This is a genomic window from Sphingopyxis sp. SE2, from assembly GCF_032227185.1.
In the GTDB taxonomy this organism is placed as follows: Bacteria; Pseudomonadota; Alphaproteobacteria; order Sphingomonadales; family Sphingomonadaceae; genus Sphingopyxis.
Map to the genome: position 1 here is coordinate 2,311,705 of NZ_JAPMXW010000001.1, position 23,445 is coordinate 2,335,149.

Genomic DNA, 23,445 nt, shown 5'->3' on the forward strand with positions numbered 1-23,445 from the left:
CTACTCGGTTGCTGACAGTTCGGATTTCTCCACAATGCCGTCGAGTGGTGCTGAGCGGTACATGTCGAGAATGAAGTCGTCGATTTCGCGGTCCGAGCGAGTGGCCGCCATGTCGCACATGTATATGGCGTCGGCACCGACGGGATAGCGTGTCGCTGGATACGTCGCTTCAAGCGCTTGGCACACTGTGGCGGCGACAGCCTCGGGAGCGGTAAAATTCGCGTTCGCGATACCCTCGTCGGCGCGATACTTCATCTGCCGGTAGAGCTTGCCGTAAAGCGCTGTCTCGCTTTCAGGAAGCGATGCGATCGTCGCCGCGAGCGACGCCTGGCTGCGCCGCATCATCTGCGTGTCGAGCGCACCCGGCTGGATGAGAACAACTTGCACTCCCCAGGCCGACGCCTCCTGCCGGAGGACATCGACAAGTCCTTCTAGCGCGAACTTGGACGCGACATAGCTCGCCATCATCGGTGTTGCGACCTTGCCTGACCAGGAGCCGGTAAGCAGCAGACGCCCCGCTGACCGCCGCAATGCCGGTAGACAGCTCTGATAGACCGCAAGATTGGAAAGGCAGTTGATCTCGACGGTCTGGCGAAAGACATCGAAATCCGTCGTTTCCGCCGGAGCGAATGGCGCGACCGCCGCGCAAACGACGACGGCGTCCAGGCGCGGCAAATTCTCGACCAGTCCCGTGAGCTGCGCCTTGACGGCACCGGCGTCCGAAAGGTCGAGCGGCACAGCATGCGAACAGGCCGGGAAAGCGGCCAGAAACGCGTCCAGCGTATCCGGCCGGGAGACCGTTGCGGCGACATGATAGCCTTGCTGCAGCAAGGCGCGAGTAACCGCGGCGCCCATGCCGCCGTTCGCGCCGACCACCACAGCCGTGCGCGCGTCGCTCACCGCGCGGCTCTTCGCGAACGGGTCACGCAGGCGCCGTTTCGCGCACGAGCGCCAGCGTTCCATGATCCTCCACAGCCGTCGATACCCGCAGTAAGGCGACGGCCATGGTCTCCCAGCCATAACTTTCGGGAGGGCAGGTCAACCAACCGATGTACAGCGTCCAGAGCGATGCGCGGCGGTGCTCGAGCCAGAGCATATCGCGGTCGGGCGGGTTAACGACGCCAAATTCGATCAGCTTTTCGCGATAATAGTCGAGCAGCGACCGTTCGCTGCTGCGCCGCTCCTCGATCGAGAGCGCGGTGTTGATGATGTATGTGACGTCGTGCAGCGCAAAGCCACGAACGCATAATTGCCAGTCGTGCAGTCCGACGCTTCCGTCAGGCATCCGGTATGTGTTGCCGATATGGAGATCCCCATGAAGCAGCGTCTGGGGCAGCATCGCCTGATGCTTTTTGTTGGCGCACATCGCGCCGAACAATTCGCGCTCGGTTGTCTCAAGCCGTTCGAGAATTTCGCGTTTGAACTTGTGAAGCTCCAGCTGGCTGCTGATGCCCTGCTCGGGAATCACGCTTTGCATATGATCTTCGACGCCGCCCTTCAGATGGGTTTCCATCCACGAGAGATCGCCGGAAAAACGATCGCTCTCCCAATAGCGCGAATGGAGTGCGGCCACGACGTCGAGTATGCGGCGTACATTGGCAACGCCGACCGCCTCGAGATTGCTCGGGAAAATCGCTCCGCGCCGCGTCACGTCCTCCATGATCAGCACATAGCGTTTCGTCGCGGGATCGAAATGTCCGCCGAGGGAGCGCGGCGCCTCGATATCGAGCTCGGGCCGGATGCGGTTGTAGAAATTGACCTCGTTCGCGAACAGCCCGTCGAGCTGGCAGTACCAAGCGTCGGTGCCTTCCTTTCGCGGGTCGAACGACAATTTGAGGATCACGTCGCGCGGCAGCCCGGCGGGCGAGTCCTCGGAATAGCTAAGCTGCGCCGTCGCGCGCGCCGAAGTCGACACGTCGCCGTCGCCATATTCGTGCGACTTTACGATCGCGACTGCGGTCACCCACGCGGCGGGTTCGACAGTTTGCAGGACAGTGGTCAGCAAGTCCGGCGACAGATCGTGTGGTGAATTCGGTATGAGCAAGAGGGTCCTCCCGTTAAGTCGCTCGGCCGGCGCCGGTGCTATTTGAAAAGGTCGGCAAGAAGATCGAGGCTGGCCGCGAGAAGGTCGACCCGGCTTTGCGCGAATGCGACTGCCTCCTCCTCGGATAACGGGGTGTCATAGCTAAGGCGTCGCTCGACAAATGTGCCCGCGCCCGATCTGATCGCGTAAAGCTGCATGGCACCGATCACATTGTAGACCGGAAGGGGAAGGTCGCCGACCACGTCATATTCCTGGAGCCATTTGCGGTCATCCATGGCGGTCAATATCTCGTCGAAGAACGACCCGTCCCGATATGTTACCCGGCGTTTGACCCCAATCGTCAGCCCGTTGCCGCCCTCAAGCGAAATTGCCGGATGATGTTCGATCCATCGCGAATGCGAACCGAAGTCGCGAATGGCGTCCCAGACGTCGACCACCGGTGCATCGATGACTCTGCTGGCGCTAACAATGGGCATCGGCTTTCCTCTTCACTTCTTCAAACTCGAAATTCAGCGGGCTGTCATTCCGCCATCGACGGGAATGACCGCGCCGGTGATGAACGACGCCTCGTCGCTTGCGAGGAAGGCGATCACGCTCGCGATCTCCTCGGGTTCGGCGAAACGCTTGAGCGCGTGAAGTTCCGCCCACGCTTCAGCGCTGCCTTCTTCCATGAACGACCGCGCGAGCGGGGTCATGACACCGCCCGGGCAAAGAGCGTTGATCCGTATGCCGCGCCCTCCATATTCGAGTGCTGCGGTGCGCGTGAGCCCAAGCAGGGCCGCTTTCGATGCCGCGTAGATCGACAGCGTCTCGAAGCCGACCAGGGCGGCGACGGAAGCGACATTGACGATTGCCCCGCCGCTGTTGGCCACCATGTGGGGCAAGGCAAATTTCATCGTCGCCCAGGAGGCACGAAGATTGACGCTTAACACATGATCGAAATCCGCCGGGTCGCCCTCTTCGAGTATCGCGGGAACGCCGTCGATGCCGGCATTGTTCACCAAAATGTCGATCCGTCCCCATCGGCGGACGGTTTCGTCGACGGCGGCCGCGAGGGCCGACATGTCGGAGACATCGGTCACGGCCGCGTGGGCTGCTTCACCGATCCTCGCGGCGACCTTCTCGACCCTGCGGTTGATGTCGAGGCACATCACGCGCGCGCCTTCGTGGGCGAGGCGCCGCACCGCTGCCTCTCCGATACCCTGGGCGCTTCCGGTCACGATCGCGACCTTCCCCGAAAGGCGAGGCTCGACAGTCTTATTCTCCATTCAAAGTGTCCATCCTCCGTCGGCCAGATAGGCGCCGCCGGTCAGAAAACTGGCCGAATCCGACGCCAGAAACAGGATGAGATTGGCGATATCTTCGGGCTGCCCGAGCCTCGGGATCGGAAGGCCGGCGGCGAACTGCATGATGGCATCGAACGCCTCGGCGCCTTCCGCGGGACGCACCATCGGCGTTTCGACAAGGCCTGGATGAACCGAGTTCACGCGGATTCCATCCTTCGCCAGATCGAGAGCAGCGACCTTGGTCATTCCGGTCACGGCAAATTTGCTGGCGGTGTAGGCAATTGCCCCACGTTCCGCCTTGAGACCGGCAACGGACGACACGTTGACGATCGCGCCGCCGCCCGCTCTCCGCATCGAGGGCACCGCCGCGCGCATGCCGAGGAAGCAGGATATCTGGTTGACTTCGATCATGTGGCGATAGTCGGCTTCGCTCACATCCTCGAGCGAAACAGGCGCGACTGCGATTCCCGCGTTATTGATCAAAATGGAGACGGGGCCGAACTTGTGTTCCGCCTTTTCGAAAAGCGCGTCCCAGTCGCTGGCGAGCCGCACGTCGTGCTGCACGAAGAGAGCGCCTGCCCCAATTTCATCGGCAACTTGCGCGCCGTCGGTCCGATTTATGTCTGCGAGGACAACGGCCGCGCCAGCCGCGGCGAACAGGCGGGCGGCCGAGGCGCCAATGCCGCTTGCGCCGCCCGTGACGATCGCCACTCTTCCTGCCAACCCGTTTCCGCTCATGACCAATCTATCAGCCTTTCAAGAGATGAGGCCACAGACCGACCCCATTTGCTTCAATCCGCAATGCAGCGGGTCCTTGCCCCCGCCATGCTCATCATCCGTTCCATCAGCTCGCCGTGAAGGTGACCGGCACCGTCGCCGGACCGCGCGACTGACCCATTCTGTAGTCGATGTGGGCATCCGGCGGCACGACCAAGTCCGGCAATCTTCGTAGCAGGCGTTCGACGGCAACGCTGACGATCATGCGCGCGAACCACTCGCCGATGCATTTGTGGACGCCTCCGCCAAAGGCAATATGTTGCCTGATATTGTCGCGGCCGACCTGAAACTCGGCTGGGTCATCGAATACGGTCTCGTCCCGATTGGCCGAGGACCACATCAGGATGACGCGGTCGCCGACCTGCAGTTGCTGCCCGCCAAGTTCGATATCTTCCGTCACCGTTCGCATGATTGAGACCGCAGGCGGCATATGGCGGATCGTCTCCTCGAGAACCGAGGGCATCAGCGAGACATCGGCGGCGAGGCGATCGCGGATATCGTGGTGCCGGCCCAGTTCGAGCAGCACGTTTCCAATCGTGTGAACCGCAGTATCGTCGCCGCCCACGATCATGAGCTGGATGATGCCAATCAGTTCTTCCTCGGTGACCGGGCGACCGTCAACCTCGCCCGTTCGGACCGAGTCGATAAAGCCGCCATCGGATGGCAGTTCGCGACGGCGAACGACCAAGTACCGCACATATCTTTCGAGCTGGCTGAAGCCCTCGATCTGATCCTCGACAGAGGAGGAGAACATCGCCTGATTTGTTGCCCGCTCGCATTGCGCGGCTTCGTCGGGGGAGAGCCCAAAGAAAAGGTCGAAGAAGAAGTGGGCGGCGAGCGGTTTCGCGTAAGCTTCGGTGAGGTCGGCGGAACCGTTGGCGATGAATGCGTCGATGAGCTTGTCAGCGAACACGGCAAGCTGCGGCTCGAAAGTGGCCGCAGCCGCCTTGCTGAAGTGGGGATTGAGCAGCCGCCTGAACGACTGGTGCTGCGGTGGATCATACTCAACGGGCACATATTTCTGGGGCTTCGTACCCGCCAGAACGACACCACCAGCACTGGAAAAATGGCGCCAGTCGCGCGCTACCTGCGTCACTTCGCGATGCCCGACCACGACCCAGTAGCCGCCGTGGGCCTCCGACCGGTGGACGGGACCGCGTCGCCGCATCGCCTCCAGCGTTTCGTAGAAATGATCCTTCAGACGCTCGTCGTGAACGTCGAAGTTCTCGATCAGCCCTTCAAGCTCGAATTCGACAGTGGCTGTCATGCCTGTTCCCCCTGCTCGGAAGATGCGCCGCAAGAGCGCATGGCGTTCCATCAATGACGCTGCCGAACTCGAGAGATCCTAGCGAGGGTGATCCACGAACCACCCTCGCCCCGCGGTCAGAAGCGATAGCTCAAGTTCGCGCCAAAGGTTCGCGGTTCTCCGGCAAACCGCACGGCCCCATCGCCGGCGGACGCCACCGAGTTCCAGTAATATTCGTTGGTGAGGTTGCGCCCATAAAGTGCGAGGCGCCATCCATCGTCCGATTCGATGCCAATGCGGGCGTCGAACAGGGTATAGGCGGGTAACCTCGAATAGGCAGCTTCGCCAAGATCAGCGAAAGTCCGGGCGCGATAGGTCACCGATCCACCGATAAAGGGACGGATCGAGCCGCTGCTCGGAACGCTGTATTCCGCGTCGAGATTGGCTGACCACGGCGGCGCATAGTTGAATTCCCGCCCCGACGCGATCAACGGACGTCCCGCGAAGTCGACGTTCACATAATCCTTGACCTCGGTCTTGATATAAGTGGCGCCACCAGTGATGCGCAGCCCTTCGACCGGCTCCGCCGTTACATCAAACTCGAGACCATCCACCGTCGACTTGGGGATGTTGACCAAAGTTGCCGTAACAAGCGCTCCACCGAGGACAGGAAGGAACGTGAAAAACTGCTTGTCGACGTAATCATAGTGGAACGCCGCCATGTTCAGTTGGACTCGATTGTCGGCCAAGGTCAACTTTGTGCCGACTTCATAGGACGTCAGCTTTTCCTGCCCCACCGGCTGAATAGCCGAATCGAAGAGATTGACGATGACCGGGTAAGTGCCAGCCTTGAAACCCCGACTGACCGAAGCATAGAGCAGCACATCGTCGCTGGGCTTGTAATTGACCGCTCCGCGCCAAGCGAGGTTGTTTTCTTTTTGCGTTTGGTCGGCGAACACTGGCAGGAAAGTCGGATTCGGCCCGGAATCGTCGATGGTGATGCAACCCCCGCTAACATAGGCGGCCGCTAGGGCTGGATTGATCCCGCTCACGATAAACTGGGGAATTCCGCGAATGCCGGGCGTCCCGCCGCGATCGAACGTACAACCGAATATCGATTGCTCGGTATCGGTGTATCGGGCGCCGGCCGTTAGGGTCAGGCCGGGAGTCACTTCGACATCGATGCTGCCGAAAACCGCTTTTGCCTTTTGCGTCAGGTCATAGCGCCATTCGGCGGGAGAATTCGGCGGAAACCCCGAATAAGCGGCATAATTGTTGAACACGCCTTCGGTAATGTCGTCATCGCCGTAGCTGCCACCGATAACAAAGTTGACTCCCGCCGAGGGGAAAGCGCCGCTCAACCGGATTTCATGATTGATCGATTGGATGTCGGCAAACGCAAGTCCCTGTTGCGTGTTGACGGCGGTGCCATCCTGATCGTGCGGCGAGCGAAAGCGCGTCTCGACATAGTTGGTGATCGACGTCAGAGACAGTTCGTCAGTCAATTCATAGTCGCCGCGAAGCACAGCTTGATAGGTGTGGCTATCGGCCCGCGTATCGAACCCTTGGTCAAAGTCGGCATCGCGCGCATCGTCCGGCAGGTTGTTTGCATAATCGAGGAACGCCGGAGGAGCTCCAGCCGGAACGGCCGGCAGAATAAGAAACGCCTGCGCCTGCTGCTGTTCGCTACGGTCGCGCGACGCGTTGAGGTTGACGGAAATCGTCAGTCGTTCGGTTGGCGTCCAGTCGAGCAGCAGCCGTCCAGCCAACTTGTTCTGGCTGCCATTTTTCTGATCATTGAGAAAATAGCCGCGCTGCCAACCGCCGCCTTGGCTGGTTTGCACCGCCAATCGCCCCCGAAGCGTGTCAGACAGGGGGCCGCTGACGAAGCCCTCAGCATTGACTTCACCCCAATGGTTGGCATCGAGGCGGAAACCCGCCGACAGGTCAGCGGTCGGCTTCGCTGCGATTACGTTGATCGACCCGCCTGTCGCGTTCTGGCCAAACAGGGTTCCCTGCGGCCCCTTTAGCACTTCCACCCGCTCGATATCGAGGAAGAGTCCCTGGCCCATGATCGGATAGGGAAGCGCCGCCTCATCGACGTAGGTGCTTACGGTCGGCGGTGCAGACGCTTGGAACGAGTTGAAGTTGACGCCGCGGAGAGAGAAGACCGGTGGCCCGAAGACGCTGGTCGACGCGGTGAAGCCTGGCACGATAGCCCCAAGATCGGCAGCATCGGTTATGCCGGCGTTCTGGATCTGCTCGCCGGAGGCTACGGACACCGACAGTCCCACATCGTTCAGGCGTTGCTCGCGCTTCTGCGCAGTGACAACAATTTCGCCGATCCCGACCGTTTCGGGCGCTCCGCCCTCGGTCCGCTCCTGAGCCGGCGCGACATCGCCACTTGTACCTTGAGCATAAGCCGGCACGAAAACCGCGATGGGCGCGCCAGCCAGCGCCACGGCGGCCACAGACGCTTTGAATTGTGCTTTCACTTTAGGTCTCCTCCCTCGGTCGATTTTTGTTTCTTTATTTGTTGTCCGTTCCAATAGACGACCCTGGGCCGTCGCGCTGTCCCCTCAAACAGTGACTGCGCCTTCGCACGAGCCGAAGATGGCCAAAAACCCCGCTCTTCTAGCCATGAGCAGGCCTCAACGGCGGCGCGCGGGTTAGTTGCTCGCGGTGTCGGCGAACGCCGATCGGCCACCAGATGCAGTTCCTCCCTTTGGGCAATTCTGTACCAGCAAGGGTGACAGAAACACCGAAGCAGCTGCGCCATAAGCATGCCCGACTCCGTGCGACCGGCTGCGACCCGACAAGGTTCGGTCCGAGAACAAGCCCGGGGCGAAAACATAGCACGCACGAAATGTGCCTTGGGGAGATCGATGATGAAAAAAGGTTCGCCTAACAGGTCGATATTGCTGGCAAGCGCGGCGCTTTTGGCGGCCATGCCGCAAATGGCCATCGCGCAGGATGCGAGCGCGAGTGACACCAGCGATACATCTGCGGAACGCGGGATCGCCGAGATCGTCGTCACGGCGCAAAAGCGCGAGCAGCAATTGAGCGACGTGCCGGTCTCGATCACCGCGGCATCGGGGGAGCAGCTCGAGAAAGCCGGCGTGAATGACGAAGCGCAGGCCATCGTGCCCGGGCAGACCGGAGGGCGCAATTGATGAGCGAATGGGATGCGTGGATCGGCCGCGAAGAAACGCGCCAGGACCGGGTCGACAAGTCCGCGGTCGCACGCTGGCTCGCAACATTCGATCGAAGCACACCCCCGGACGGCAGCGTGCCGCAAGCCTATCACTGGTGCCTCTGCCTGCCCGACGCGCCGACCGCTGCGCTCGGGATCGACGGGCATCCGGTGCGCGACGACAGTGCATCGAGCTTCCTGCCGCCGGTCCCCCTGCCCCGCCGCATGTGGGCCGCAAGCAAGGTCGAATTCATCGCCGCGCTGCGGCCGGACCAAAAAGTCAGAAGAACCTCTCGCGTCGCGTCTATCATCGAAAAGCAAGGAGAAACCGGGAAGCTGGTCTTTGCCGAGATCGCGCACGAAACCCGCGCCGATGGCACGCTGTGCGTGCGCGAGATCCAGTCGATCGTCTTTCGCGAACCGTCACCGACGGGTGCGCCTCCGGCACAGGCGCCCCGCCGCGCCGATCGCTTCGATCCTACTGCATGGGATGCTCACCGGATGCTGCAACCATCGGAATCGCTGCTGTTCCGCTATTCGGCTCTGACCTTCAATAGCCATCGCATTCATTATGATGTGCCCTATGCGACCCGGGAAGAAGGCTATCCCGGTCTCGTCGTCCACGGCCCGCTAACCGCAACCTTGCTCCTCGACCTCGCGGCGCGGCAATTCGGCGACAATGTGCTCAGGCGCTTCGACTTTCGCGGCATTGCCCCGGCAGTTGCCAACGAAGAGCTTCATCTGGCGCTCCGAAGCGCGAACGACACAATCGAGCTCGGGGCTTTCACCGCTGACGCTCGGCAGATCATGACAGCAACCGCCGCGGTTTGAACAAGCCCGCATCGGACGAGAGCCAGGCCATGGCCGCCCACGGATGACCTATGTCAATTCAACCTGCACGGATGCCGCATTTCCCGCCGGTTCTATAGCAACGACGCGGCGCGCGAGCATGTCAGCGATCCTCTGGGCGAAATGCTCCCGCATATCTTCGCGGAGGCCCTCTGCGGAAATCCTTATCGTCACATTGGACTGCATTCCGGCTTCATTGGCTCGCCGGAACATACGTTCAGCGTCAACGGCAAGAATGAGCGAAACCGCCGCGACCATGTCGGGGAGCGTGTAGAGGTCGACATATTTCCGGCTTCGGTGGAGCGCCAGGTCGCTGAAGCTGGCGCGCAACATCCAGCGATCATGAGTCTTCTCGATCGCTCTGTGCAGCGTTATCGAGGTCCCCGACCATTCGGTGGCATCGACGATCGCCACCGCGTTCCGGCCATCGAGCCCCTTTCGCTTGACCGTTTTGGGGTCCAGGGAAAATGGACGAGCGAGCTGTCGTCGGTGACGACGCGCAGATCCTTGGGATAATCCGGAAAGAGTTTCCGGCATTCAGGTGTCCAGCCCCGGAATATCTCGTAGGGCGAGACGGGCCCCCAATAGGTAAATCCCGTCAGCCACCTCGCATCCATCGGGCGAAGCTCTGCCGGCGCAAGGTCGGGCAGTGCGTCAGGAGGCGGCACCTCATTCGAACGCCCGGGAGAATCGGGATGGCGCGCCAATATCGGGTCATCGACCCGGCCGCCTCGCAAGCGATCATAGATCAGGCGGCACGGAGCGCCCAAGGACTGGAGGTCAGTCTGTCAATCGGCGTGCAAACGTAACCCCTATCGGCGCGCGGTGCGGACCCCTTTTCAAGATGGCGCAGTTGATCGACACGCGCCTCTGGAAGCTGCGCGCGGCGGGAGGGCGGTTTCGATCGGAGGCGCGCGCGCAGCGCAAAGGCATCTTTTAATCGGAGTGCTCATGGGGTGGCTGCGGTTTCAGCGCCAGCTGTCATTGCTGGTCTGACGATACGCAATGATGGGTCACGCGATCGAGTAACTGGCCGCCCGGAGTGGGCGAATGGTGATAGCCCAGCTCATCCAGCACCACGAGATCGAGGTGGCGAGCTGGGCGGCGAAAGTGCATCGCCTGCCGATCCCGGCCCTCTTCCTCAGAGGCGGGTCACCAGATCGACGGTGCGTTGAAGTAGCGGCCTGGGCACCCGAGCGAACGACATTGGCGGGCGATAGCGATGGGCTGTAGGGTCTTGCCGCGCCCGTGCCGCCCCACCAGACGATATTGCGCCGTGTGGCAGGATGAAACGCGCTGTAAATGAACGCACCAGCCCTCGCCGATCGGTGTGCTCGAACCGAACGCATCGATATCCTTCACGACCGGTAGCTTTTGGCGGGCTGCCATCCGGTGCGTAATGGATCGATCGCGGCATGGTGATGCGTCGCTCCGCCCGCAGAAGGTCGGTCAGACTTTATCGTGGTGCGCTGGCGCTGAAGGCTGCGGTGATCGCATCGTCGAACGCGCCCGCTATGCCCTGGTTCAAGCCCGCGCACTGCCCGATCATGTCATGCCGCATCGAAGGTCCCTCAGCTGGTCGTAACGGGGCGCAGTCGGCGATCGGCGATGGCGTAGCGCGCTATCCTCGGAGGTGATGATCGTGGTGGGCGCGGCGGTTTGCGGCGGCGCGCCAGGATATTGAGGATCGGGATGTCGCCTGCCGTGCCGGTCGCCAGTGCTTTCGCGCACGGCCGTTTGACCGGATCCAGTGCGCTTATCGGTCAGCATACGACAGCACACGGACGAACCGGCGTCGGCATCGTCAGCCGTTCCCCAGCTTGCGGCGTGGCGAGCCAGTGCCGGCGGCAGATCCTAGTCCTGGAAGGGCGCACCACCCTGTAGCGCGCTGGGTTTGCGCGGGCCAGCACCGGCAGATAATGCCAGGGTCAAATCGTGCGGTTACGCCCGAAGTAGCGAGTGATGCTCGGCGACAACCTCTCGCCGCAGCGCATGATGATGTGGTCGGCATAGGCACGGACCTGCACCGTGCGCCGCGCCATCGTCGAGAGAACTGGAGGCGGCTGCGGTCGAAGATTTTAGAGTCGTCACGGCATGCTCGCTCGTTGAAGCCGTCGAACGGCCCTGCATCGGTTGCAGTGCCGATCACCCGATCTCCAGCCTGCGCGCCACGGTTAGCTTCTGCCCTGGCTCAGGATGCGCCTGCCGTTCCGCCCAGCGCCGACACTCGGCTCCAGCCAGCCATTGCCTCTCGAGGCTGGCGAACCGCAACCGCCAAGCGAAGAAGCGGCCTGGATCAAGTTCGCACCTGCTCGACCTGCCCTTCTCCCATCCGCCGCAGGCGGAGCAGGCACGGCTCGATCATACTGGGCGGTCATGATCAGGGAACCGCCGGTTGAAGACCTGTTCTGCCGGTATCACGCTGGTCACCGCTGTCTTATAGCGACTGTAGATGCCGCGCCCTGCACGCCGCCGAAGAAGGCAAGCCGCGCGCATGCGCGTCGAACAGCATCTCCGGCTCGCGTGGATAGGCTCGACATAGACCGCTCGCGATGCGCACAAATGCAGGTGCGCACCTTCACTTCGCATCGGTGTGCCATGATCTCTACATCCTCATGGCTCCAGTCGAACTGCGGTGGCCTCGCCCGGCTTGAACGTCAGCGGGATGAAGGCAGATACCCATCGCCGGCATCCTTGCGCGCCGAAGGGTTTTCCGCGCGCCGTGTGTAGCGGCGCATCGCACGTAGGTTTCAAACCTTCGCGCACCAGCAGGTCATGGATCCGCGTCATCCGCAGTCGCTGCGCTACGTACCTCATTCCCTTCCAGCAGCGTATCGGCCGATCCTGAAACGACCGACGGCGCGGCTGAAACTGCGCTGATAGTCGAATGTGCCTTCCGGCGCTCTGGATCGCCTTGCGGATCACCGCGACACATGCAAATCCCGCGCGACGTCTGATCGCCTTACCACCGGCATACCGCGCCGAATCCGGAACCACCGTCTCCAAAACCAATATCCCGATCTCGCCGCCTGATTATCCAGCCGGCTGCTTAAACCATCAGTCGAGGGGTCCTTTTACGCCAGATCACCCTGCTAACGGGTCCTTTGCACGCCGGTCCACAGGCCGTCGTCCCCTCCCGCGCACTGGCCAGCAGCGGATGCCCTGCGCGCGAACACCATCCTTTTGTAGAGCCAGTCGATCCGGTCCCAGGGCATGTCCCAATATTGCGGCGCGGTCTCGAATCTTTTCGATCAGCTTTCGCCTCGTCGACCCGCGTACCGGGATTCGGTCGGCATATGTCAGCGAGCGGCAAAATGGCCAAGTCTATATCGCTAACGGTCGGCTCTTCGCATCAGGCTTCCAGTTGTTGTGATCCTGTCGACGCGGCAACTTTCCTGGGATCGGCATTACAGGCTCTACGTACAAAGCATCGTCCAGCACCAGATCGCGCTTTTGTCGCGCAATAAAGCTACTTTGACACGCGCAACCGTCATTTCGCTCGGACAAATTTTACAGCGATGGTGGACTGATCAACCCCACGGTCGATACACTCTTCATACACGATCGCGCCGTCCTTCCGGCCCGAGAAGACGCTCTGAGATCATGAGGCGGGCGGACCCCGTCCGAAGATAGGCAATGCCCGTTTGAAGACCGATGGGCGGCACCTCGCGATCCGGACCGCCCGGTCAACCACCGCCCATCGAGCATTCCCCAGCCTGCAGCGCGGCCGAGCGGCCTGCGTTCTTTGTGGTTTCCCGCCGCAGCTAGGAAGAGCATCCGGTACGTGGATGCCAGTGCGGCAGCTGTTCGCCACTGGAGGAAGATATCGTCCTGTCGCTCCGGCTCCCTTGGCCTGCAATATGGGCATTGCAGCCGCGCTTGACACATTTTTTTTCGCGCGCCTGAGCAATGCGGGGCCGTCCAGTAATCTGTCGGCCCAATCCTGAAGCATCCGCCTCGCGGTGAGATAAAGAGCGCTGTTGTAGTAATCTGAACTCCCCTGTCCCTTACTTCTCATGGGCAAGCGCCATCTCGATCCAAGTCGGGACGATAGCATTCGGCTTTGCTGGCCCCAGGTCGATCTGGTTCTCGCCGAAAATCATGGATGGTCTGCTTGCCGAGGTAGCCCATGCGGTAGCAGGCGTAGATCATCGTATTGGCTGAACGGCTTGTTCGGCTTCGCCGGGGAAGACGAAGCGATCGTTCGACGCACTTCGGCGGCAGCAATATCTCGACAACCTGGGGAGGAGAGCGGTACCAGATGCTTCGTGCCCATCTTCATCCGTTCGCGAGCTGCCAGAGAGGATCTCGCCCCTCAAGATCCTCAAACTCGTCCCACTCGGAAAACGCGCTCTGCTTGTCTCGGACCTAAGTTACAGTGCGAACAGGCATGGCGATCGCGCGGTTTCGCGTCGACGACCATCCGCCTCGCCGCCATAATTCCTGGGATCGTGCCCACAAGTCCGGGCAGCTCGGCGAGCGAAACCTTCGCCATGGCGCCTTTACTCTAGGCTTGCAGTTTGAGCGCACGTTCGAGGCTGATCACGGATCGGTCGTCGCCCAGCCGCTTGCGATCGCGAACCGAAACACTCCGCCTGATGCCTCGCTTCACGCGGCGCTGATATCCAGCGCACCGCGCGCCTGACGAGACGTACGACTCGAGTGGACTTCCGGCGGTGATCGATTTGATATCGCGCTTCGTTAAGCGCCGGAAAGATCGCGCCCAGTGCGGCTATGACCCGGCGGCGGTACCGTTCCACATCGATTCGGCGCCATGCCTGCGCGACCGGCTTCCGAAAGTTCGAGCGGTGCCCGAAGCCGCTTTGGCCTTTTTTTCCCTGCTGGGATCGATGCCCTTGGCGAGCAACGCCTTGGCGTAGTGCGTCTGCCGCGCGGCAGCCGCCGAAACCGCGGATATTTGCCGAGGCTGAGTGCCAGTCTTTTTCCGCTAATGAAGGCGTATTTGAGGCGCTGAGGCTTCGATCCGCCGGGGCGGACGAGCGCACAGCCCTCGCCATCGAAGAGTTTATAGTCGCGCGGCGCGCCGCATATTTGATTTCGAGGTCTGAGAGCCATCCGGGGTATCTCGCCGCCTGTTTCGTGGACAGGCAAAAAATGTCTCGTCTGGCCCTGAATCAAATCGCTGCAGGCGGATTCCAGACGGACGCGTGGATGGACCCGAACGGCCCGCAGAGGACGCCAGAAATATTTGATTTGGTTGAGGTGATTATCGCATCGACGACACGGACTTTGTGGAATTTGGGGTCTTGCAGCGGAGGAGGGACTTGAACCCCTGACACGCGGATTATGATTCCGCTGCTCTAACCTGCTGAGCGCTTCCGCCCTCGTAAGGTCGTCAGTATCGGGTGAGCCGCGCCCATAGGCAGGCCTCGTCGCGCCATCATCTGCGCGGTCCGGAAAACTGCGCGCGAAGGTGCATTCCCACGGGCTGCCGCGGTAGTGATGGCCGCGAGTCCGGTGGATCGTAAGCGCGCGCGGACGGAAATCACACGCCAGCGCTTGCGAGGCAGCGCGCGGCGCCTTGGCCGCGGCGAATTTTGTTCTGCACGGTGATGTGGGAGCCGCGGCAATTTCGGTCCTGTGCGGTCAGCATGCCCGCGGAAATGGTCGGCGATACGCGCGCGAGCAATTCGTACTGATGGAAGACGCCCCGCCCAGCGAATAGACTTCGCGCAGCGTCGCGGCGGGCAGGCGCGTCGGCGGCGATCCGGCGAACAGGCGCTCGAGTTCGTCGAGGCACGGCGGCAGCCAAGAAAGAGCGTGATATGCGCGGCGATGATTGGTGTTCGGCGGAAATGCGCAGCGCGCGCAGCGCGTCGAAAAGGCGATCCGCTGCACCCATCGTCGCGGTCGCGATGATGGGCACGGCGCCATGGTCCGGCTGGTGGGGGAGGTCCGGGCCATCTGCTTGAGAGGGATGGGCGGGGCAATTTCGGGGAGGTTTGCCATCGTCCACAGGACGCCCTTCTCGATATGTCCACTTCGCCGGATCGGATCCGCGCTCCAATCGATTTATTGCGTCACAATAATCGTGCAAACCGATGAAATAAAATTATGCGGGTTCTACAGCCCGTTCCAGAAGACGCGGAGCGCCGCAGCAACTTCGGCCGGGCGTTCGGCGATCGCCCAGTGCCCCGCCCCTTCGATCACCGTCAGCGGCGTGCCCGTGTTCGCGGTGTAGCGCCGGGCAACCGACAGCTCGACATAGGGATCGCCCGCGCCCCAGATCAGCGTACCGTTCACGGGCAATTTCGGGATGTCCAGCGCCCAGTCGTGCGCAAAGCTCAACCCCTTCGCCGAACGATAGAGTTTGAGGATCGCGCGGCGCTTGTCCCTGCTCTTCCACTGCTCGGCCTCTTCGCGCGCGATGTCGGCGGGCATGCCCTGTGCCGCGAGGCCGTCGGCGAGCTTGTCGGCCCTGCTCAGCGCCATGAAGATTTCGCCGAGGATCGGCGTGTTCCAGATGCGCGCGATGCGGTGGCCGCGATAGTCGGGCTCGATCACCGCGTTCGAGATCGCCCAGCTGCGGATCAGGTCGGGGCGCAGCATCGCAACGCGCTGGGCGATCAGCGCGCCCCAATCGTGGCCGACGATGTCGATCGGGCCGTGCGCGGCGACCAATGTCTCGGCCTGACCAATCGCCCAATCGGCATAGGCCTCCTTGGTCGCGGCAAAGCTCTCGGGCAGCGGTGCGGTGAAGCCTGGCAGCGCGGGGACCGCGACGGGCGTGTCGCCAAGCTCGAGCGCGGCGAGCAAGGGCCGCCAGATCGCCGGGCTGTCGGGAACGCCGTGGATGAAGAGTTTGGCGGTCATATGCACTCTCCTGTCGCCCCGCGAAGGCGGGGGCGCCGTCGGGGTCATGCTACGCTGACAGCGGCCCCCGCCTCCGCGGGGGCGACGAATATTTACTCCATCTCCCCCCGCTCGCGGCGGAGCGCATACCATTTCTGGACATTGGCATTATGCTCGGACAGCGTCCGTGCAAACACATGGCTGCCGTCGCCCTGCGCGACGAAGAAGAGATAGTCGTTCGCTTGCGGGTCGAGCACGGCGGCGATCGACGCCTTGCCCGGGTTCGCGATCGGCCCTTTGGGCAGCCCGGCCATGCTGTAGGTGTTGTAGCCGTTCACCGCCTGGATTTCGGAGCGCAGGATGCGGCGGCCGAGCGGCTTGCCCTTGGTGACCGGATAGATGATCGTCGGATCGGCCTGAAGCCGCATCCCGACGCCGAGGCGGTTGGTATAGACACCCGCGACGGTGCGGCGCTCGGCGGCGACGGCGGTTTCCTTCTCGACGATCGACGCGAGCGTTATCGTTTCGTTGCGGTTCTTGACCGCGGCGCGCGGCGTGCGCTTCGCCCAAAGTTCGCCAAACGCCTTGTCCATCGCCGCCTGCATCCGCTTCACGACCGCGGCGCGGGTCTCGCCGGTCGTGAAGGCATAGCTGTCGGGCAATATGCTGCCTTCGGCGGGCACGGGAATTTCGCCCTTGAGACGCGGCTCGGCCATCAGCCGTTCCCACACCATGATCGAGGGCATGCCTTCGGGGATCATCACCAGCCGCTGGATCGTCTTGCCCGATTGGAACAGCGCAAGGATGTCGCCCGCATCCATCCCCTTTTCGATTTTATACTCGCCGGGTTTGATCGGCTCGTCCGAGCCGAAGAAGCGCGCCTGATTGCAAAAGCTCGACGCCGAGACGAGCCCGGCGTCCTCGAGAATCTCGCCCGCCTTCGCGATGCTCGCGCCCTCAGGGATCACGACCTCGGCATCCTTCGGCGCGCCGGGCGAACAAGCGGCGAGCGCCAGCGCGAAGATCGCGATCGTCAACCAGCGGAACGGATGCACGCCATTCTCCCGTCAGTCATATAGCCACGCTTAAAGCCACAAAAGACCCGCGTGTGCAGGGCCTGATTGTGTCCTTTGTGGTTTTAAGCCGGTGGTCCCGGCAGGTCGTTCCGAGGGTAAAGCATGGCGGGATAATGTAGGAAAGAGGGTTTCGATCCTCCCTGTGGCGTAGCCATGGGGAGGTGGCAGCGCGAAGCGCTGACGGAGGGGCCAATGGCGCAACCGTCGCTGCCCCTCCACCACTCGCTTCGCGAGCGGTCCCCCTCCCCATCGCTGCGCGACAGGGAGGATCAGGATCAGTCGACCGCCTTGACGATCAGGCTGGCGTTGGTGCCGCCGAAGCCGAAGCTGTTGTTGAGCGCGGCCTTCACCTTGCGCTTCTTCGCGACCTTCGGGACCAGATCGGCGCCCTCGGTGCCCTCGTCGGGATTGTCGAGGTTGAGCGTCGGCGGCACGATCTGGTCGCGGATCGCGAGGATGCAGAAGATCGTCTCGACCGCGCCCGCGCCGCCGAGCAGGTGGCCGATCGCCGATTTGGTCGAACTCATCGAGACATTGGCCATCGCGTCGCCGAACAGGCGCTTCACCGCACCCAGTTCGATCGTGTCGGCCATCGTCGAGGTGCCGTGCGCATTGATATAGTCGATGTCGGCGGGGGTCATGCCCGCCTTTTTCAGCGCCGCGCTCATCGAGCGGAAGGCGCCGTCCATTTCGGGATCGGGCGCGGTGACGTGATAGGCGTCGCCCGACAAACCATAACCCACGACTTCGGCGTAGATTTTCGCGCCGCGCGCCTTGGCATGTTCATATTCCTCGAGCACGACGACGCCCGCGCCCTCGCCCATCACGAAACCGTCGCGGTCCTTGTCATAGGGGCGGCTCGCCTGTTCAGGGCGGTCGTTATAGCTCATGTTGAGCGCACGCGCCTGCGCGAAGCCCGCGATGCCGATCGGGCAGATCGTCGCCTCGGCGCCGCCCGCGAGCATGATGTCGGCGTCATCGTCGCGGATCATCCGCGCGGCGTCGCCGATCGAATGCGCGCCGGTCGAGCAGGCGGTCACCACCGCGTGGTTCGGACCCTTGAGGCCATATTTGATGCTGACCTGGCCCGAGATCAGGTTGATCAGGCGGCCATGAACGAAGTGCGGCGAAACGCGGCCCGGCCCCTTTTCGGCGAGCAGCAGGCTTTCGCTCTCGATGCCCGGCAGGCCCCCGATGCCCGAACCGATCGAACAGCCGGCGCGCACCTTCTGCTCCTCGGTCATGTCGGTCAGGCCCGCGTCCTCGAGCGCCTGGCCCGCGGCGTCGATGCCAAAGATGATGAAGGGATCGACCTGCCGCTGCACCTTGTGATCGACGCGCTTGCCGGGGTCGAAGCCATATTCATGGTCGGGACCCTTGACCTCGCAGGCGATCGTGCATTTCTGGTCCGACGCGTCGAAATGGGTGATCGTGCCGGCGCCCGATTTGCCCGCGATCAGATTCTTCCAGCTGGTTTCGACATCGCCGCCCAGCGGCGTCACCAAACCCAGACCCGTCACCACAACCCGGCGCATAATCATTCCTTTCATCGACCCCTGCCCCCGCAGGGTGCCGCGTCATCCTTGAAGACGCATGTCCATAAAAAAAGCTTCCCGGCCACTGCGCGCGAGCGCTCGGGACCGGGAAGCCGGAAACGCGTTGGCGGCGTCGCCGCCGCGTCCGGCCACGCCGGACAGCAAGGACTTAGCCCTTGTTCGCTTCGATATAGTCGATCGCGTCCTTGACGGTGGCGATCTTTTCCGCCGCGTCGTCGGGGATTTCGACGCCAAATTCTTCTTCGAACGCCATCACCAGTTCGACGATGTCGAGGCTGTCGGCGCCCAGATCGTCGATGAAGCTCGCTTCCTCGGTGACCTTGTCGGCTTCGACGCCCAGATGTTCGACGACGATCTTTTTAACCTTTTCGGCCGAATCGCTCATGCACAGTTCCTTTTTTCTGACCTGTTCGTGAATGTTGAAAATTGCCCTAGTGCCGGTGGGCGGGGCTGGCAAGGGGGCTGGCATTGGCCGCGCGGCGAAGCGCCGCGTCGACCAGCCTTTCCTCCGCAGCGCTATAGGCCGACCGTATCCCTTTCTGCCCCTCCGGCACCTGCGTGACGAAATAGGCAATGCCCTCACCGCCTTCAAGGTCGAACCACAGCCCCGAGCGCAATCCATAAGCGTCACCCGAATGCCCGAGCCGCAGCCGTCCATCGCCGAACAGGTCGTCGTGGCAGGCCGGATCGCGCAGCGCCGGGCCGCCGGTGCTGTGCATGGCCATGCCATATTCGCAGAAAAAACCGCCCGTCCCCTCGCCGCTCGTCGGCCGGACGGGCGCCATCGCCTCCAGCCGGGCAAGGCTTTTGGCTTTCAGGAAACCGCCCCCCCGGCGCAGCAGCATCACCCCGATGCGTGCGAGCCCGTTGGCAGAAATGCGCAGTCCGCCCTGCGGGCTGAACCCCGCACCGTGGCGGCCGAGCCGATAGCTCGCGACGTCGCAGCTGCCGTCAGTCGCGGGCACGACGGGACAGGCCGGGCGCTGCCCTTTCAGGTCGTCGCGCACCACATTGCCGTCAGCATCGTGCAGCACGACGGCACGCGCGACAGCGGCGTCGCTGCACGCCGGCCAGTTGAAACAGGCGTCGAGGCCGAGCGGACGAAAAACCAGCCGCGCCATCGCCGCGTCGAACCGCTCGCCGGTCGCCGCTTCGATCGCCGCCGCGACGACCGGATAGTTGAAATTGGCGTAGGCGAAGTCGCCGCCCGGCGCGCGCGCCTTGTCCCACGCCGCGGGATCGCGAAGTGCGGTTTCGAGATCGGCGTCGAGCGGCAGCGCATAATCGGTGTCGTCGTTCAGCCCCGAACGGTGCCCCAGCAGCTGCGCGAGGCTGATCGGCCGGTCCGGATAGGCAGGGTGCCGCAGCCGCCAGCCGAGATAGTCCGATACATCGCGGTCGAGGTCGAGACGCCCCGCCTCCACGAGCCGCAACACGCCCAATGCCACGACCAGTTTCGAAACCGACGCGATACGCACGGGATCGTCGGGGCCGACCGGCCTGCCGCCCGCGCGATCGGCGAGGCCGTCCGCGACGCGCGTTTCGACCTTTCCGTCGCGGTTGAAATGCACCGCGACCGCCGCCGGCGGCGGCGGTGCGGCGAGGGCCAGCAGAGCAAAGGCGGACAACATGGCACCACCGTGCGCGGCATCAACCCTGCGGTCAAGTAGGCGGTCAAGCGTCGCTTACGGCGCCGCTTTGGCGGCGACGACGCCCGAATCGCGGAGCGCCGCCGAGGCGGCCTGGATTACCGCCGGGGTGATCATGAAGCGGCCGAGCACGGTTTCGGGCGCCGCGTCCGCGGGCTGGCGCGTATAGGCGAGCAGGCGCTTCCACTGCGCGCGCGCCGCGGCCAGATCGCCCTGCCGCGCGAGCACGACCGCGCGCACCATCATATATTGCGGCTCCATATTGCTGGGCGACGGCATTTGGTCGAGGATCCGCTGTGCTTCCGCCTGCTCGCCGCGCTGCGACAGGACAAAGGCCAGCGTGACTGCGGGAACCCCGGGATAGGAGGCGTCGAGCTGCAACGACCGCCGGAGCAGCGCCTCGCCCTCCTCCGCTTGCCCGCAGGCGAGCTTGAACAAGCCGAGGAAGCCCGACATGTCGGCATCATAGGGATTGAGCGCGAGCGCCGCGTCGCCCATCGCGTTGCCGCCGGCGCAATTGCCCGAATAGAAATTGGCGCGCGCCATCGCGAACAGGCCCGCCGCCGAATTGGGGCTGCTTTCATAGGAGCGCAGCGCAAGCGCGCGCGCTTCGCCCAAGGCTTCGCGGCCCGCCGGCGTCAACCGCTGCGGCTGCCAGTCACCATAGCGCACGAGCGACAGCGCGGTGAGCGCGACCGGATCGCGCGGTGTCGCCTCGATCGTCGCGCGCAAGCAGGCGTCGACCCGCTTCGCCGACGCCGCACTGCGCATCTGGCGCATCCGGTTGAATTGCGCGAGGCAGGGAAAGCCCGCCGCGAAATTGTCGGGCTGGCGCTGAACCTGGTCGCGCACGATCACGCCATAGTCGCCGGCAAGCTGGGCAATCAGCGGTTCGATCGCGGTGAATTCGGGGGTTTCGTCGCTGGTCAGGCGCATCTGCTGCGACCAGATCGCGCGCTGGTCGGCGACGCGGTTGAGGACGAGCGTGACATCGGTGTCGCCTTCGACCGTGCGAACCAGCGAGGTATCGAGACGATAGTCCCCCGTTCGCGCCGCCGCGCCGCCCGGCGCTTTCGAACTCAGCAGGTCGATCAGATCGAAACGCCGCAGCCCGTCGCGCAGCTTGCCGTCGAGCGCGCGCGCCAGCGCCCGCGACTGGGGCAGATTCCCCGCCATCGGCGGGCTGACTTCGAGCAATGGAACGGGCACCGGATCGCCGGCAAAGAGCCGGCCGGGGCCTTCGCGGAGCGTCCACAAGGTGAAAAGCGCAAGCGCGAACAGAATGAGCACGACGATCCATCGACCGAACCGGTAACCGCGAGCGCGAGACACGCGCCCGGACGCGGCCGAGCGAGCGGCCGCTGGTCGGAGCGTTGCAGCCTTGACGTCATCTTCATCCGCCGCGCCGTCAGCCGATCGCGACGACGGCGGCGCCGAACGATATTGGACGACCACCTCATAGCTGCCTTGCGGTACGCGCAGGCGATGCACCCAGGGGGTGTCGGCATAATAGCGGTCGAGCAGGCTGCGCAGCCGCCCGACCATGACGCGCGGATAGCTGTCGACGGCGGGATCGAAATCTTCGCTGCGCCCCAGCGCCTCGGTCGCGATCGCATAGGCCTTGGGCGAGCTGCGCCCGCCGCGCAGGCGATGTTCGACAAGAAATTGCAGCAGCCGCGACAGCACGGGCGAACGCGTGAACAGGGGGGAATCGAGCAGCTTCTCGAGCTCTTCGGCGATGATCCGGTCGACCTCTACCGGATCCTGTGTCTCGTTCGCTTTCGCCTGATCCATGCTACCCTCAAATACCCCCGACGGGCGGTGCGGTAGATACGCCAATCAGCCAGCGCGGCCACCCGTTGTTACTTTGACGTAACGGTAACACGGCAACCTTGAGTCATATCAGAAGAAAATCGTCCCGCCAATCCGCAAGGAAAAGCGCGAAAACGGGATAAGGATTGGTTATCAAATGGCAACATTGCGGCATGTGACCCCTTGTAACTGCCGCACAGGCGAAACTCTGGCATCCTTTCCGACGTCGCGGCATCCCTGTGATGGCGCGGTGTGGAGCCAAAAGGCGAATGGTGCGAGCTGGTCCCTGGCACCTTTCGATCCCCCTCAGGCTTCATTTCAAGACTTCGCCGGGCGACCCGACAGCCCCACCTGTTCTGTCGCCCGGCAAGTCGATCTTCCCTCCCTCGACGCTTGCCGACCCGGACAGGACATCTGCCGCCCTGCGTCAGCCGGCGGCCGGGCGTGAGACCGCCTTGGTTTTGAGGCAGCTTGAATTGAAGAAGGCGCCGGTTTCCACCGGCGCCCCCATCGTTCGTCGAAATAGACGCGAAGATTCAAGTCGTCGTCGCTGCCTTGCACGGGCCCGTATGCGTGCTGGTCATCTGCATGACCATTTCCATGTCGCCGCCGGTCGGAACCTTGCCCTTGGTCGTGATCGTGACGTCGGTCTTCTTGGCTTCCATCGTCCCGGCCATCGCCATGTCGACCGTCTGGCCATTGGCGGTGCAGGTGCCCGCAACGTCGATCTTTCCGCCGGCGACCTCCTTCTTGGACCAGGTGCATTCGCCGCCGCCGTTCGGCCCCTTGGCGAGTTCGGCCGCAATGTCTTCCTTGTCGACCTGTTCCTGCGTGAAGCATTGATCCATGCCGCTCGCCGCTGCGAACTGCTTGGACATCGCGTCCTTCGCTTCGGCCGGCAGGCCGGGAACTTCGAACTTGACCAGCTTGACGTCGGTCTTCCAGTTGCCTGCCTCGCGCTTTACCGTGCCGCCGGCATTTTCGTTTTCGGTTTTGCCGCCGCTGCAACCCGCCACGGCGATCAGAGCGCCGATGGCCGCTACCGTCAGAATTTTCTTCATAAATCATCCTCCTGTTGAGCAAATGGGCGAACCCAGATGCGGCCATTTGGTTGCGAGCCATTATGTTTGTCGTTGGGCGCAAT

General features: G+C 63.0%; 21 protein-coding genes and 1 tRNA gene. 4 read left to right on the top strand and 18 right to left on the bottom strand.

The genetic code is table 11. The features are described 5' to 3' along the window. From OVY29_RS11005 to OVY29_RS11035, 7 genes are all read right to left on the bottom strand, one after another. On the bottom strand, positions 1-963 hold the full coding sequence (locus OVY29_RS11005) for an SDR family NAD(P)-dependent oxidoreductase (protein ID WP_313911379.1): 963 nt from the start codon (positions 961-963) through the stop codon (positions 1-3). Further along, positions 923-2,044 (bottom strand): phosphotransferase, encoded by a 1,122-nt coding sequence (locus tag OVY29_RS11010; RefSeq protein ID WP_313911380.1) that lies wholly within the window; start codon positions 2,042-2,044, stop codon positions 923-925. Before OVY29_RS11010 ends, OVY29_RS11005 begins: the two co-directional genes overlap by 41 nt. Positions 2,045-2,082: 38 nt before the next feature. Continuing rightward, on the bottom strand, positions 2,083-2,520 hold the full coding sequence (locus OVY29_RS11015) for an SRPBCC family protein (protein WP_313911381.1): 438 nt from the start codon (positions 2,518-2,520) through the stop codon (positions 2,083-2,085). Between the two features lie 33 nt (positions 2,521-2,553). After that, positions 2,554-3,312 carry an SDR family NAD(P)-dependent oxidoreductase gene (locus OVY29_RS11020; RefSeq protein ID WP_313911382.1) on the bottom strand — a complete coding sequence of 253 codons (759 nt, stop codon included), beginning with the start codon at positions 3,310-3,312 and terminating at the stop codon, positions 2,554-2,556. Further along, a complete protein-coding gene (locus tag OVY29_RS11025) occupies positions 3,313-4,041 on the bottom strand; it encodes a glucose 1-dehydrogenase (RefSeq protein ID WP_313911383.1) in 729 nt (242 codons plus the stop codon). Between the two features lie 133 nt (positions 4,042-4,174). Beyond that, entirely contained in the window at positions 4,175-5,374 is a 1,200-nt protein-coding gene (locus tag OVY29_RS11030) for a cytochrome P450 (protein ID WP_313911384.1), read from the bottom strand. A gap of 116 nt (positions 5,375-5,490) precedes the next feature. Then, complete coding sequence (locus OVY29_RS11035; protein ID WP_313911385.1) at positions 5,491-7,848, bottom strand: TonB-dependent receptor; 2,358 nt, start codon at positions 7,846-7,848, stop codon at positions 5,491-5,493. 423 nt (positions 7,849-8,271) lie between these two features. On the opposite strand from OVY29_RS11035, the gene OVY29_RS11040 reads away from it, so the two are divergent. After that, positions 8,272-8,526: a hypothetical protein gene (locus tag OVY29_RS11040; RefSeq protein ID WP_313911386.1), complete on the top strand. Its 255-nt coding sequence runs from the start codon at positions 8,272-8,274 to the stop codon at positions 8,524-8,526. Then, the gene (locus tag OVY29_RS11045) at positions 8,526-9,377 is read left to right on the top strand and encodes a MaoC family dehydratase N-terminal domain-containing protein (RefSeq protein ID WP_313911387.1); all 852 of its coding nucleotides are present in this window, start codon (positions 8,526-8,528) and stop codon (positions 9,375-9,377) included. The genes OVY29_RS11040 and OVY29_RS11045 overlap by 1 nt, the downstream gene beginning before the upstream one ends. 48 nt (positions 9,378-9,425) lie before the next feature. Here OVY29_RS11045 and OVY29_RS11050 read toward each other — a convergent pair whose 3' ends face one another. Both OVY29_RS11050 and OVY29_RS11055 read right to left on the bottom strand, forming a co-directional pair. Beyond that, positions 9,426-9,932: a hypothetical protein gene (locus OVY29_RS11050; RefSeq protein WP_313911388.1), complete on the bottom strand. Its 507-nt coding sequence runs from the start codon at positions 9,930-9,932 to the stop codon at positions 9,426-9,428. A 615-nt stretch (positions 9,933-10,547) separates the two neighbouring features. Beyond that, positions 10,548-10,757 (bottom strand): hypothetical protein, encoded by a 210-nt coding sequence (locus OVY29_RS11055; protein ID WP_313911389.1) that lies wholly within the window; start codon positions 10,755-10,757, stop codon positions 10,548-10,550. 3,028 nt (positions 10,758-13,785) lie between these two features. Here OVY29_RS11055 and OVY29_RS11060 point away from each other — a divergent pair. Further along, positions 13,786-14,040 carry a hypothetical protein gene (locus OVY29_RS11060; RefSeq protein ID WP_313911390.1) on the top strand — a complete coding sequence of 85 codons (255 nt, stop codon included), beginning with the start codon at positions 13,786-13,788 and terminating at the stop codon, positions 14,038-14,040. 31 nt (positions 14,041-14,071) lie between these two features. Further along, the gene (locus tag OVY29_RS11065) at positions 14,072-14,275 is read left to right on the top strand and encodes a hypothetical protein (RefSeq protein ID WP_313911391.1); all 204 of its coding nucleotides are present in this window, start codon (positions 14,072-14,074) and stop codon (positions 14,273-14,275) included. Positions 14,276-14,665: 390 nt separating this feature from the next. Here the strand turns inward: OVY29_RS11065 and OVY29_RS11070 are convergent. From OVY29_RS11070 to OVY29_RS11110, 9 genes are all read right to left on the bottom strand, one after another. Beyond that, a tRNA-Met gene (locus tag OVY29_RS11070) sits at positions 14,666-14,739 on the bottom strand. A gap of 162 nt (positions 14,740-14,901) precedes the next feature. Then, a complete protein-coding gene (locus OVY29_RS11075; protein WP_313911392.1) occupies positions 14,902-15,282 on the bottom strand; it encodes a hypothetical protein in 381 nt (126 codons plus the stop codon). 197 nt (positions 15,283-15,479) lie between these two features. After that, entirely contained in the window at positions 15,480-16,229 is a 750-nt protein-coding gene (locus tag OVY29_RS11080; protein ID WP_037554067.1) for an alpha/beta fold hydrolase, read from the bottom strand. A gap of 92 nt (positions 16,230-16,321) precedes the next feature. After that, the gene (gene mltG / locus OVY29_RS11085; protein WP_313911393.1) at positions 16,322-17,263 is read right to left on the bottom strand and encodes an endolytic transglycosylase MltG; all 942 of its coding nucleotides are present in this window, start codon (positions 17,261-17,263) and stop codon (positions 16,322-16,324) included. Between the two features lie 296 nt (positions 17,264-17,559). Then, positions 17,560-18,819: a beta-ketoacyl-ACP synthase II gene (fabF, locus tag OVY29_RS11090; protein ID WP_037554125.1), complete on the bottom strand. Its 1,260-nt coding sequence runs from the start codon at positions 18,817-18,819 to the stop codon at positions 17,560-17,562. A gap of 169 nt (positions 18,820-18,988) precedes the next feature. Beyond that, positions 18,989-19,225 carry an acyl carrier protein gene (locus OVY29_RS11095; protein ID WP_003039428.1) on the bottom strand — a complete coding sequence of 79 codons (237 nt, stop codon included), beginning with the start codon at positions 19,223-19,225 and terminating at the stop codon, positions 18,989-18,991. A 46-nt stretch (positions 19,226-19,271) separates the two neighbouring features. Further along, positions 19,272-20,471, bottom strand: coding sequence for a serine hydrolase domain-containing protein (locus OVY29_RS11100; protein ID WP_313911394.1), 1,200 nt, complete (start codon positions 20,469-20,471; stop codon positions 19,272-19,274). Positions 20,472-20,525: 54 nt separating this feature from the next. Further along, entirely contained in the window at positions 20,526-22,283 is a 1,758-nt protein-coding gene (locus tag OVY29_RS11105; RefSeq protein WP_313911395.1) for a tetratricopeptide repeat protein, read from the bottom strand. Between the two features lie 554 nt (positions 22,284-22,837). Next, entirely contained in the window at positions 22,838-23,362 is a 525-nt protein-coding gene (locus OVY29_RS11110; protein WP_037554070.1) for a DUF3617 domain-containing protein, read from the bottom strand. Between the last annotated feature and the right edge of the window lie 83 nt (positions 23,363-23,445).

Coding starts and splice junctions, on each gene's coding strand:
- OVY29_RS11005 (WP_313911379.1), bottom strand. CDS start 963: ATGGAACGCTGGCGCTCGTGCGCGAAACGGCGCCTGCGTGACCCGTTC.
- OVY29_RS11015 (WP_313911381.1), bottom strand. CDS start 2,520: ATGCCCATTGTTAGCGCCAGCAGAGTCATCGATGCACCGGTGGTCGAC.
- OVY29_RS11020 (WP_313911382.1), bottom strand. CDS start 3,312: ATGGAGAATAAGACTGTCGAGCCTCGCCTTTCGGGGAAGGTCGCGATC.
- OVY29_RS11030 (WP_313911384.1), bottom strand. CDS start 5,374: ATGACAGCCACTGTCGAATTCGAGCTTGAAGGGCTGATCGAGAACTTC.
- OVY29_RS11045 (WP_313911387.1), top strand. CDS start 8,526: ATGAGCGAATGGGATGCGTGGATCGGCCGCGAAGAAACGCGCCAGGAC.
- OVY29_RS11050 (WP_313911388.1), bottom strand. CDS start 9,932: ATGCCGGAAACTCTTTCCGGATTATCCCAAGGATCTGCGCGTCGTCAC.
- OVY29_RS11060 (WP_313911390.1), top strand. CDS start 13,786: ATGGCGATCGCGCGGTTTCGCGTCGACGACCATCCGCCTCGCCGCCAT.
- OVY29_RS11080 (WP_037554067.1), bottom strand. CDS start 16,229: ATGACCGCCAAACTCTTCATCCACGGCGTTCCCGACAGCCCGGCGATC.
- fabF (WP_037554125.1), bottom strand. CDS start 18,819: ATGCGCCGGGTTGTGGTGACGGGTCTGGGTTTGGTGACGCCGCTGGGC.
- OVY29_RS11095 (WP_003039428.1), bottom strand. CDS start 19,225: ATGAGCGATTCGGCCGAAAAGGTTAAAAAGATCGTCGTCGAACATCTG.
- OVY29_RS11100 (WP_313911394.1), bottom strand. CDS start 20,471: ATGTTGTCCGCCTTTGCTCTGCTGGCCCTCGCCGCACCGCCGCCGCCG.
- OVY29_RS11105 (WP_313911395.1), bottom strand. CDS start 22,283: ATGGATCAGGCGAAAGCGAACGAGACACAGGATCCGGTAGAGGTCGAC.
- OVY29_RS11110 (WP_037554070.1), bottom strand. CDS start 23,362: ATGAAGAAAATTCTGACGGTAGCGGCCATCGGCGCTCTGATCGCCGTG.